The sequence below is a fragment of the Enterovibrio coralii genome (genome assembly GCF_001559595.1).
Classification (GTDB): domain Bacteria; phylum Pseudomonadota; class Gammaproteobacteria; order Enterobacterales; family Vibrionaceae; genus Enterovibrio; species Enterovibrio coralii.
The window spans coordinates 1-12,144 of record NZ_LNTY01000026.1 but is presented as its reverse complement, the minus strand read 5'-3'; the positions used below and the strand labels follow the sequence as shown (position 1 = coordinate 12,144).

At 43.8% G+C, this 12,144-nt stretch carries 9 protein-coding genes and 1 tRNA gene; 6 read left to right on the top strand and 4 right to left on the bottom strand.

Annotated elements, in window-relative coordinates:
- Positions 1-52: 52 nt before the first annotated feature.
- Both ATN88_RS08495 and ATN88_RS08490 read right to left on the bottom strand, forming a co-directional pair.
- Entirely contained in the window at positions 53-1,297 is a 1,245-nt protein-coding gene (locus ATN88_RS08495; RefSeq protein WP_067414163.1) for a carboxynorspermidine synthase, read from the bottom strand.
- 42 nt (positions 1,298-1,339) lie between these two features.
- Entirely contained in the window at positions 1,340-4,243 is a 2,904-nt protein-coding gene (locus ATN88_RS08490; protein ID WP_067414160.1) for a pyridoxal phosphate-dependent class III aminotransferase, read from the bottom strand.
- Positions 4,244-5,072: 829 nt separating this feature from the next.
- On the opposite strand from ATN88_RS08490, the gene ATN88_RS08485 reads away from it, so the two are divergent.
- Both ATN88_RS08485 and ATN88_RS08470 read left to right on the top strand, forming a co-directional pair.
- Positions 5,073-5,645 (top strand): lipid-binding SYLF domain-containing protein, encoded by a 573-nt coding sequence (locus tag ATN88_RS08485; RefSeq protein ID WP_067414156.1) that lies wholly within the window; start codon positions 5,073-5,075, stop codon positions 5,643-5,645.
- Between the two features lie 1,629 nt (positions 5,646-7,274).
- A complete protein-coding gene (locus ATN88_RS08470) occupies positions 7,275-7,496 on the top strand; it encodes a hypothetical protein (protein ID WP_067414148.1) in 222 nt (73 codons plus the stop codon).
- A 759-nt stretch (positions 7,497-8,255) separates the two neighbouring features.
- Here the strand turns inward: ATN88_RS08470 and ATN88_RS08465 are convergent.
- Entirely contained in the window at positions 8,256-8,927 is a 672-nt protein-coding gene (locus ATN88_RS08465; RefSeq protein WP_067414145.1) for an N-acetyltransferase, read from the bottom strand.
- 531 nt (positions 8,928-9,458) lie between these two features.
- Between ATN88_RS08465 and ATN88_RS08460 the strand changes: the two genes are divergently transcribed.
- The 4 genes from ATN88_RS08460 to ATN88_RS25790 all read left to right on the top strand — a co-directional run bounded on the left by ATN88_RS08460 (position 9,459) and on the right by ATN88_RS25790 (position 11,314).
- Entirely contained in the window at positions 9,459-9,839 is a 381-nt protein-coding gene (locus tag ATN88_RS08460; protein ID WP_067414141.1) for a YgiW/YdeI family stress tolerance OB fold protein, read from the top strand.
- Positions 9,840-9,865: 26 nt separating this feature from the next.
- Entirely contained in the window at positions 9,866-10,402 is a 537-nt protein-coding gene (locus ATN88_RS08455) for an AcfA family outer membrane beta-barrel protein (protein WP_067414138.1), read from the top strand.
- Positions 10,403-10,909: 507 nt separating this feature from the next.
- Entirely contained in the window at positions 10,910-11,068 is a 159-nt protein-coding gene (locus ATN88_RS25795; RefSeq protein WP_157490688.1) for a hypothetical protein, read from the top strand.
- A gap of 90 nt (positions 11,069-11,158) precedes the next feature.
- The gene (locus tag ATN88_RS25790) at positions 11,159-11,314 is read left to right on the top strand and encodes a hypothetical protein (RefSeq protein WP_157490687.1); all 156 of its coding nucleotides are present in this window, start codon (positions 11,159-11,161) and stop codon (positions 11,312-11,314) included.
- 691 nt (positions 11,315-12,005) lie between these two features.
- On the opposite strand, the gene ATN88_RS08450 is transcribed toward ATN88_RS25790, so the two are convergent.
- Positions 12,006-12,091, bottom strand: a tRNA-Leu gene (locus tag ATN88_RS08450).
- Between the last annotated feature and the right edge of the window lie 53 nt (positions 12,092-12,144).

Sequence of the window (12,144 nt, the reverse complement as noted above, 5' to 3'; positions counted from 1 at the left end):
AATACGCAAAAGCCTGCGTGCAACCCATGTAACCGCAGGCTTTATTCATCACTTACTTCAGGATATTGATCACTGGCTCGCTTGGCTCCAGCTCTTCAACGCCCCAGGTCAAACCGATTGATGGCATCAACTCCAAGAACGGATCTGGGTCGAGCTGTTCCATGTTGAACACACCTTTACCGTTCCAATCGCCCTTGAAGTAAAGCAGCGCAGCAGTAATGGCTGGCACACCTGTGGTGTAAGCAATGGCTTGATGCTCCACATCTTCATACGCCACTTCGTGATCAGCATTGTTGTAAACGAACACGCTACGCTGTTTGCCGTCTTTCTTACCCTGAACCCAAGTACCGATACAGGTTTTACCTGTGTAGCCCGGCGCCAATGAGGTTGGATCTGGCAACAGTGCTTTAAGTACTTTCAGCGGTTCAACCACAGTACCGTCTTGCAGCGTGATTGGGTCTGGGCTCAAAAGGCCAATGTCGCGCATACAATTGAAGTAGTTGAGGTAGCGGTCGCCAAAGCCCATCCAGAACTCAATGCGTTTTGCAGGAATGAACTCCTGCATGGAGCGCACTTCGTCGTGTGCCATCGAGTAGACTTTGTGCTTACCAACGAGTGGGAAATCGAACTCCATCATGCGGGTGTGACAACCCACTTGCTTCCATTCGCCCTCTTCCCAATAGAAAGAGTCACCCTGAATTTCCAGCATGTTGGTTTCTGGGTCAAAGTTGGTCGCGAACTTCTTGCCGTGATCACCTGCATTCACGTCCATCACATCAATGGTGTCGATTTCATCAAACAGGTGCTTAACCGCATACGCGGCAAAAATGCTCACAACACCCGGATCGAAACCTGCACCCAGAATGCCCGTAATGCCAGCTTGCTCAAACTTCTCACGGTAGCCCCACTGCCAATCATACGCTTGCGGCACTTGCTGGCCTTCAGAGCAAAGATCAACCGCCACAGATGTATCAAGGTAAGAGACTTTTGCTTGGTAACACGCTTCCATAATGGTCATGTTTACCCAAGGAGGACCTGCATTAATCACCAAGTCAGGCTTCACGTCGTTAATCAGTGCCACCAGCGCATCAACGTCATCTGCATCGACTGCTCGCGCTTCTAGCTTCTTGGTTGTGTCTTTGAGGTTTTCGCGCTTATGGATAGACGCGATGATCGCTTCACACTTACTCACTGTGCGTGAAGCGAGTGTGATGTCACCAAACACATCGTTGTTTTGTGCGGCTTTATGCGCAATTACCCAACCAACACCACCTGCACCAATTTGTAATACTGCCATTTTCAAATTCCTTTCAAAAACTGCCGGAAGTACCGACAACAATTAGAGTGAAGTCTGTTTGACGATATCGTTCGCCAACGCTTCTAGTTCAGTGAGTAGTTGCTCAAAGTCGGTCAAAGACAAACACGGATTGAGCAGCGTAAATTTCAGTGCAACCTTGCCGTCAACGACCGTCTCGCCGACGACGGCGCGGCCCTGCACCAGCGCATCCAAGCGGATCTGTTTGTTTAGCGCATCCAGATCCCATCCTTTTTCATTCCCCTTAAAGCGGAACAATACGGTCGACAAACACGGTGCTGCCAACAGCTCGAAGTGAGAGCGGTGGTTAATCATGTCAGCAACAAGTTGGGTTTGATTGAGCAAATGATCAACCATAGAGCCCATGGCCTGCGGCCCAACGTTTTGCAACGTCATCCATACTTTCAGTGCATCAAATCGACGAGTCGTGGCGATGGATTTATCAACCAGATTTGGCAACACGTCTTCTTCACGATTGAGGTAGTCCGCATGGTGGCGGATATAGCGGAAGTGCGATTTATCTTTGAGGATCACCGCACCACAGCTTATGGGCTGGAAGAACATTTTGTGGAAGTCGATCGTCACGGAGTCCGCGCGTTCAATGCCTTCCAAACGCGCATGGTGTCGGCTTAGCTTCAATGCGCCGCCGTATGCCGCATCAACGTGCATCCACATACCGTGTTTTTTTGCCAGATCGGCAACATCGTCCAAGTCATCAACCGCACCGTGATCGGTGGTTCCGGCCGTACCTGTAATAACGAACGGGATAAGACCGTCAGCTTTTAGAGATGAAATGGCGTCTTCCGCCGCTTCAACACTGATGGTGCCATCGCTGTAGGTATCCACACACACCACCGCATGCTCACCCAATCCCAGCAGAGACGCAGATTTCTGCATGGTGAAGTGGGAATTCTTCGAGCAAATCACGCGCAGTTTATCCGCATAATCTGGCAGGCCATCTTTCTGAACGTTGTCACCGCTTAGGGTATGGATGATGTGGTCACGCGCCATCAGCAATCCCATTAGGTTGCTTTGCGTGCCGCCGCTGGTGAAGACACCATCTGCGTTTTCATCAAAGCCAAAGCGGTTGCAAAGCCAATCCGTCACTTCCTGTTCAATAAAGGTTGCCGCACTTGCCTGATCCCATGAATCCATAGATTGGTTCAATGCGGTGATAAAGGCTTCTGCCGCGACAGCAGGCAACATCGGTGGGGTATGTAAATGGGCAATACAGTGAGGATGCTGAACGATGATAGAGTTTTTACCGATTAGCTCGCTGGTTTCTTCAATCACATCAGACAATGACTGTGGATTTTCACCCAATTGCGCACGGCGAATTTGAGATTGCAGCACCATAGGGTCCAAGCCACTGTAAGGCGAATCGGTGCTCTCAAAGATTTTCTTCAATGCTTGCGTGCTTTGGTTCATCGCAGCTTCAAAACCATCGGCACCTTGCTTGCCCACATGGATGAAGTGCTCACGCCAACTGTTCTGAATAGAATTCAATGGCTGTACGGCAGGTTTTGGTTCCACCAAAGAATCAATCGCCTCTTCCAACGCCTTAAGTGCAAAGTCGATTTGCTCGAAGGTGATGATGATTGGCGGCAGAAAACGCAATACTGAACCTTCACGACCACCTTTCTCAATGATGAGCCCTCTCTCCAACGCGGCACGCTGGATCGCAACGGTCAATTCAGGTGCAGAAAGTGGTTCGCCGAACTTGTTCTTCTTCCCTTCAGGGTCACAAATCTCGACACCCAGCATCAGTCCTTTACCGCGAACATCAGCAATACAACGGGTCTTCTCCGCGATTTTTTCAAGCCCACGTCGCAGGTAATCGCCTGTCACTTGCGCTTGCTGTGCTAACCTATCTCGACGGATGATCTCCAGTGCTTTTGCACCTGATACCATCGCCAATTGGTTGCCTCGGAACGTACCGGTATGTTCACCCGGACGCCAAGTATCGATGTCTTTGTTGAACACCAGCAAAGACATCGGAAGGCCACCGCCGACCGCTTTCGACAGACACAGAATGTCAGGTTGAATACCTGCATCTTCAAAGGCGAAATTCGAACCTGTTTTGCCGATACCGCACTGAATTTCATCAAAGATCAGCAAAATGCCGTGTTCTTCAGTAATTCTGCGCAGTTCTTTAAGCCAGAATGCCGGTGCTGGAATCACACCGCCTTCACCTTGCACTGGCTCAACGATGATAGCTGCAGGTTTTTGTACTCCGCTTTCGTCATCGGCTAGCATGCGTTCAATATAGCGAAGCCCCTGACGCGCTCCCTGCTCGCCTTGAAGACCGAACGGACAACGTAAGTCATACGGGAAAGGCAGGAAGTGGACGTCAGACATGAGTCCTTGTCGACGCGCTTTGGTGTTGAGGTTGCCCATCATTGCCATCGTGCCATTGGTCATACCATGATAGGCACCGTGGAAAGCGGCAATGGTGTTTCGTCCGGTAGTTTGCTTCGCAAGCTTGATTGCTGCTTCAACGGCGTCCGCACCTGAAGGACCACAGAATTGCACTTTGGCGTTTTCTGCAAAGTCTTGAGGAAGGAATGCCATCAACTCACGAATGAAGTGATCTTTGGCAGGCGTGGTGATATCCAACGTTTGGTAAGGGATACCAGCGTTGAGCTGCTCAATCAGGGCTTGATTGATCTCAGGATGGTTATAACCAAGCACCAGTGTGCCCGCGCCCGCGAGACAGTCCAAATAGACTTGGCCTCGGCTATCTTCTACCAATGCACCATACGCCTTTGCAATGGCAACAGGTAAACGGCGAGGATAAGAGCGTACTTCAGACTCGTAGTGCTCTTGGCTGAGCAGCAATTCATCTGGTGTTAAATCGTGTAGTCCTTGTAAAACAGGGATTGGGCTTGCTGCCTTTGTCCCTTGAAAATCAGTGTTAAAGCTAATCATTTTTCTAGATCTTCCATGTCCCACCGACCGCCTAAAGCTCAAACAGACACACCCCTAACACACAATCTCCAAAGAGAAAGCGCACAAAAGATAAGTAATGGCTTGAGCGAACGGTGCACACCCCCGATTACCACATCGGGAATTACCCGTATCAACGCCTCATGCGCTGACTAACGGAAACAAAGTGTGTTTGAGAACGCAGATACAACTACACCAAGCATCACGATCAGGTCGTGGGGGAACAGCTCAGTAAAAAGGTGAGTGCGTCTCAGAGAAACGAATTGATCACGGCTCAGTAATAATACTGCAGTTTGGTAAGACGAAGCTGAAGTGAGTATATGATTTGATCACTGTTGGGTTCCTCAATATGCCCCGACCCCTTGAGTCAGACAGCTCTATCAATGCCCTTCTATTGGAGAACCACTCTCCAATACCTACCTGCGACAACAACTTCTTCAACATTGTGTCGCGTATGTCTCAGGAAACGCAATGCCTGAGATTGTTGCAAACCCTAACATAGCCTGTTTTTCAGTTACAAGCAGAATTTTATGAATATCACATAAAACGATTAAATGTTTGTTACATTTCCAAATTTTCGTCAAGTAGACGACGAAAAGTTAGGCAAAACACTGCCTCATTTCGCCATGCTAAACAGCATAATTTTGATCTTGATACCGTCGCACAAAATTAGCACGCCAAAGACTTTTATCACCGCCACACTTCAGTACATACCCACTACTCAACATTTGAGCAGTCGTATATAAAACGATCAGCAATACAGATATATCCAATTGAAATATATGAATTATTTGATGGAATTGTGAAGAAAATGAAAAAAGCAGTCATGTCATTACTTGCCGCCTCGCTGCTTGTGGGCTGTGCGACTGGCGATACGCCAGCGGCAAAAAAAGCAAATGCAAGAAAAGACACCCAAGAAGCACTTCAGGCAATTTACAAAGACCACCCAGGGGCGAAAACCGCCGTCAACAAGGCGTATTCGTATTTGGTTTGCACAGGCAGCGACAGTTACATTTTTGCGGCATCTTCTGGTGGCGGTGTCTGTACCTATCACAAAGCTGGCTCAACGAAATATTACCGCTTTGCGTCACTCGGGGCAGGATTGGGCATTGGCTTTAAGAAAGTGGCCTTTGTTTATGCTTTTCACGACAAAGCGGCGATGAAGCGATTTGAAACATCAGGTTGGGATGCGGGAGCCAAAGCCGATGCAACAGCCCGCGCAGATGACCAAGGCGACCAAGCCGCAGCGAACGCGTCATTTGATGTCGACGGCGTAAAAATCTACCAATCTGCGATTTGGGGAGCGGCAGCACAAGCTACTCTTCAAGGTTATAAGTTCTGGGAAACCGACTTTACCGACGATTTTGTGTCGATGCCTGAGTAAGCACAAAAAAGGCCTGTAGATAAACATTTCTTAGGCCTTTTTACTTATAGATTTTATAGGCTCTGATATAATAGCCCGTTTTTTAAATAGACTAAATAGGTTAAGATTTAGACATTTCTTACTGAAATAAAAGCATTTGCTTTTAAAGGGATTCGGACGTAAAGACAAAGAGATGAACAAACTACAGAAGATACACACTTTAGTCTCCATACTAATAATTACAGCCCTATCCACTCCTGTGATTTTAAAGACTGGCTTCAATAAAGATTTATTTTTGGGGATTACAATAGCTTTATCCTTGTATTTTCAATACTTAGTAAACGTAGACAATATTAGACGAGTAATCGCAATACCAATAACAACCATTCTAATGCTGCTATTCTATGGACTGCATATGTACGATTTATTTGGAAGCATGATGATAAAAGGAATACCTCTAACTTATGCTCTTTTATATGGCCCCCTTTACTATCATATACTTCACTCTCTAATTAGATCTTATGATAAAATCACCTTTCAAGATTAAATGAAAGAAGAATTCAAAAACAAAATCAAGTTCATAGCAATCTTAGTCACAATATACCTTTACTGCCTTTTTAAATATATGTAAATATATTCGTGTAACAAAATTTAAGGTTTCCACTTATATAGCACTCTTTGTGTCGATAAGATCCGCATTTGCGCTAAATGGTTATGATTGGTTCCCCATCAGAGATTCTTATTCATGAAAAGTAGACACTAACCGCACAATGAACATATCAACATCAATCAGAACGGGTTCAATAATTAAAACACCCACAAGTAGACAAACAGGAAACACCCTAACATCCAAGGACTATTTATGCTCTCTCTGATATGCAAAGAATTTTCTCAAACGTTGACTAAATATTTATTCTTCATAGCCCTAACTCTAACTATCTCATTTAAGGCAAACATAGTAGACTATACTATCACGCAACAATCAAAGCATAGTGAATACACTAAGCTAATTAATGAATTCGATAAAAAGGGTTTCATAACAAACGAAGAAGCTGATATTTTGAACGTTGAAGGTGAAAAACTTAAAGCTGAATTTTTGAACAACCCAAACAAGTACATACTAAGTGGCATTGTAGACTTAGCCATACTGATTCTATCAATATCATCTTCAATATACTTCATTTTTCGCAGACAAAACATAAAAGCGTTAATAATAGGAATTGTTTCAATATATGGCAATCTATTAACCTAGAACTTTAGAACACAAAGAATGTGTAAGGTGAGTACAAGGTGTCCTTATCTTCCACTTCAAGGATTCAAGAAAAATAAAAGTAATCGGAATCGAATTTTTGGTCGTTGTAAGAGGTTTTTAGCTATGACAAAGAAGCATACAACGCGACACTCAGTGGTAGGTTGGTGTGACATCAACACAAATAGGACAAGCGCGGAATAGAGTCACTTCAACATACGGTAAACAGAACGTCATTTCACGCTTAATGAAACAGTATGAAACCACTTCGATAGGACCATGAAGCTGACTAACTTACGATTTTTCAAAAAACGTCTGTCCCTATTTTCTCACCAAAACAAATATTATCGAACCTAGCCCAAGCGACATAGCAAGATACTATTGAGGTAGAGCTGGCAGGCATGGCAAAACATTCTTTCGAATCGGCAGTCATCAATGTAGCCATCGCATTAACTACACCCCCTGATAATCTTGAAATGATTGGTTTCGCAGCAAATCAAGATTTTGGGTTAGATACATCAATTAAAGGGGCTGCTTCTTTCTTAAAAGTTTTGAGTCTCTCCAATGCGGAAAGTACTGTCGGAATAATGTATTCTTCAAACGAGGTTTCTAAACATGAATAGTTTAAGTAGATTAAACTATAGCGTCTTAACTACTATCTTCTTAGCAGCATTTACCTTCTGGTACTTTTTCCTACCATATAGCAAAATGTCGTTGAGCAATGTCGAAATATCCAAACCAGAACCTTACTGCATCTCTAAGGTGAAGAATGGACGTTGGACATCCACTTTTTCCTTAGCGAGTGATGAAGGTGTTTTTTTTACTATTAGTCATTTGGACAATGGATTTTGCGAGAGAATAAAATCTATTTTACATAATAACCAAGTGGCTTCTATAGAATTCTCGAGCAACCAAAAAGGAGAAAGAAGAGTCATAAGTAAACTATCTATCAAGGGTGAAGTATTATATGAATATAAAAATCCACTGGACAATCTTTGCAATTACTTACCCTTGAGAAACTGTTAAATTTTAGTTTTCCATCTGATTGCAGCCAGTCGGACAATGAAAATCTTTCTTCCATTTTTAGTTTGACGCTAAGCTCCACATTGATTTAACCAATACTTTCAATTCAAATCAGGACTGCAATCATATTTAGACTTTACTTTCTTATAACACTAAAGAAAATTAGCGGTTAGGCAGCCGGATACCTGACACTTTTTGAAGATTCAGATGAGGCAATTAGGTTTTTAAAGCTGATTCAAACATCATATATTGCCACACAATATTCGCATACACATTTTAAACTACCGATCAGAGTCTAATCCAAGACATATCTAGAACGATGGCAAAGCAGGATCTTATAGAAAAAGCCGTGCTGACCATCAGCACGGCTTTTCGAATTGGGAGATTGCGATTTGCCAGTCTCTGTCTCGCAAGTAATCGATTTTTTGGTGGTTGTAAGAGGTTTTTAGCTGCGACAACGACGCACACATAGCGCGGTAGTAGATATCTTCACTTGGGACAATCTCCCAGCCTGACGCCAGATAGTATCCACACCTTAGTTTGAAGTTCTCGTCGTCATAAACTTGCAGCGTTTCGACGGCACGATGAGCACAGCCTCGATTTAAGAAATGATTCACCAAAAAACTGGTACAGAAACGCCCTAATCCTTGCCCACGCTCATGCGGCATCAGGTTGCCAAACCAATCGGCAGGGCCAAACGATAAACGTCCTGTCGCGAATCTTTCTGTTAACCAAAAGCCCGCTATATCCTCGTCACCGTTTCGATCAGGATAAGGGTTGGAGATAGTCACATCCGAGAGCGTCAGATTCTCAAAGTCTCCTAACACCTCTCTGTCACCCTGCACTTTGCAGACGGTGCTGGGACACACCCACAATGAATAGCTTTCTTCTGTTTCCAGCTCGAAGACATCTATTTTGAAGACATGGAATTCAGACGCACATTCTTGCGCGCTTTCCGATACCGCAGGTGTTGTTCGTAGATAAAAGCTCTCAATCCTTTTTGCGCTTTCTCTTTCATATGGGCTGTCCATAGCCGCCTCCTATACACTCATCTCATTCACACAAAAATGAAAGGTCTCTTTACAAATGGCCAATCTACGTTATTTATTCGTATTAAACCAATACAGTTAGATAAACACCATAGCCACACCGAAGCAACATTAGACAGATATTTTATGAGGCGATTGGTAGAAAAGAGTATATGGTAAGCAAAACAGCCCGGATTGGAGGCTAGGCAACCCAAACTTAATAGGCAAAAAATAGGGGTCACTTAATCTGCCAATAAAGTCACGATGAAATGCTCGTTTTAACCCACTAAATGACATCATCAATATAAATCGACCTAACCATCAAGGATACAGTTTTCTGCAACAGCAAGACTCACAATTTCACTTTCTTTTTCAAGATCAGTTACGCGCACTTTCTTACCAACTTTGCGCAAACCTTAACCGTTAATATATATTTAAATAAAAATAAAGCTTACAAAAATGTAAAGTGACGACTTGGAACCTCAGTGGTAAATTCCGCCATCTCAATGGAGAGATATTATAAAAAGGTGTTATATGAAAACTTATTTCTGCGCTGCTATCCTAGCTCTTAGTTCATCTCTATCTTTTGGGGCCTTCGCCCACAATATCAATGCCTCATCGACAGGCGGTTTCTCTGGCCCAGTCAACGCTATTGATACAGTTAAAGCGGTTTTGGATACTGGTATGTTTAGCGATGACCAACCCGTATCTCTATCAGGCTTCATTACTCAATCTCGTGGAGGAGAAATTTATACATTTAAAGATTCCACTGGTGTTATCGATGTGGAAATTGACCATGACAAATGGCTTGGTCAACAAGTAACAAACAAAACGAAAGTGATTATCCAAGGTCAAATTGACAAAGAGTTTAACCATACAATGATTGATGTCGATAACATTCGTATCGCCCAATAATAAACCCAAGAAAGAGTCTTCTAAAAATGAAAAAAACATACTCAGCCATCGCACTAATTATTGGCTCAACTTTTTCCGCCCAAGCCCTAGCATCCCCATACGTATCTTTAGGCTACGGTATCAGCAACGTATCTCAAGACAACGCAGTTTCATTCAGTGACGGCACAAATCTCACACCAGACAATTCTGACTCTACATTCTCAGGACTTCTGGGATATCGTTTTGATAACAATTTCGGATTTGAGTTGAGCTACAACCAATATGATGCCAACTCTTCACGCAGTAAATTCGTTAGTGCCGCCCAAAGCATCGTCATTGAAGACGAATGGGATGCCGACTTGAAGGCCAAACAACTTGTTGTAATGCCCGTTTATTTTTACGCACTTAATGACCAATTACGCTTCAAGTGTGGTGCAGGATTGACATACACTCAATACAAAATTACTGGCTCAGCATCTAGAGAAGCAGACAATCAGCTTACTGACCACGAAATATCCACTCCCCACCCAAGTATATCCGTGACTTCAGGCCAAAAGTCGGAGAATCATGTTGGTGCAGCCTGAGTATAGGGGCCGAGTATGAAGCCTATAAAGGGCTTTATCTTGGCGCTACAGCCGGATTCCAAAAAGATGATATGGCAACAACAACTCAATTGCTCGGCACTGTCTCCTATTATTTTTAGCAAGCACTAAACCAATAGCACTTAACAAGTAGCAGCCCACTACTTCAGTGGCTTCATCCGATATAGAACAAACATTCACATTGGAGCACACAGCCTCTTTAGCAGTTGTATTACTTGATGTTAATACAATGGATTACGACTAATGCATATCTTCTTCACGATCTGCCAATCCCCTCCCCCACACACAAAGCAGCCACATAAACTTACATCTCCCACCGCAGCATCCATGGAACAGGAATAAAAACCAAGCACGAAACCAAACAAACTAGAAACACTTTATTTACACACAATAAGTTTAAATAGGCGAACCAACCCACAACAAGCTCAAGCACCCATAGCCACAAAACATGACAGGTCAAATTAGCCTCTACCTTACGAGTGCTCTCCTATGTCCGAGTCAACCGAAATACTTGCACAAAAGACAATACTGCTTGAACGCCAAGTCGCCAATACTGAAACGAAGAATACGATTTATGGTGATACGGTAGAGTTGTTGAAAAACGAGCACGACATTTACCTCGAAATAGCACTCAGCCGAAAGATGTAGCAAGCCAAAGAGCGAAGGAAAGTAATGCCAACATTAGCCTAGCGAGCGTTTAGCATCCCCTTTCATTCTCTACATCAACGACATAAACAAGTGACCACAGACCCTCTTCAGCTTGCCAAGCGTGACATTACATTGGCCAGGCTTTATACCTCAGATTGGTATACACAAGCTCTATCAGCTTATTCAGCCGCAGTTGCGAGAAAGCTGACACTGAGCTTGGGTATGACTGGCTGCTTGATTATCTGAGAAAAGAAAACCTCAGAACCAATAAAAAACACGCATAGCAAGCATTGGTTACCTCATGAAAGAGAGACGCACCCCCTCTCCAATGACGAACATTTACTATCTAAAGACACTGCACTATAAGCCGAGCAAAGAGATGAGGGCCAAAGATGTTGTGAAAGCACTTTAACTAGTAACTCAAAACAAGCACACCCGCACAAAGACCATCCATCACTCAGCAGGTACGCATAGTATTATTCTGAATAACATCAAAGCAAACTAAAGCAACATGGCATGAACCCATCAATGTTCAATGGTTACGATTGCTATCAAAATACAGTAGCAAGGCGGGTCAACAGCATACCTAAGAGCGAGTTCTTTTTGCATCCGAATCCAACAGTGAGAAAGCTCTCCAAGTTGGTGAATGAATCGTTCTCAAAATACAAAGACATGAGACAGCACATGCACCTTGGAACAAAAACACTCAGTGAAGTGCATAAAAAGCCAGCATAGAATTTCTGCCACCTCAATGAAAAATATCAACCCAATTTAAGACCAGAAATTTACGTAACTTGAAAGCAAAGGAGGCATGCGACCACAACAGAAATGAGAGAGCAGTGGGCTTTTTTGGGGGAGAAATACAGAAAAGCAAGACAAACTCAATAAATTCACAAAAAAAAGCTCACAAACCAACGCTTGTGAGCTTCTTTATAGATGGTGCCCCGGGCCGGACTTGAACCGGCACGACGCGAACGTCGAGGATTTTAAATCCCTTGTGTCTACCAATTTCACCACCAGGGCACGCAATTCTGTGATTGCGACGGTAACACCATCGTATCAATGTTTGTTGCTAT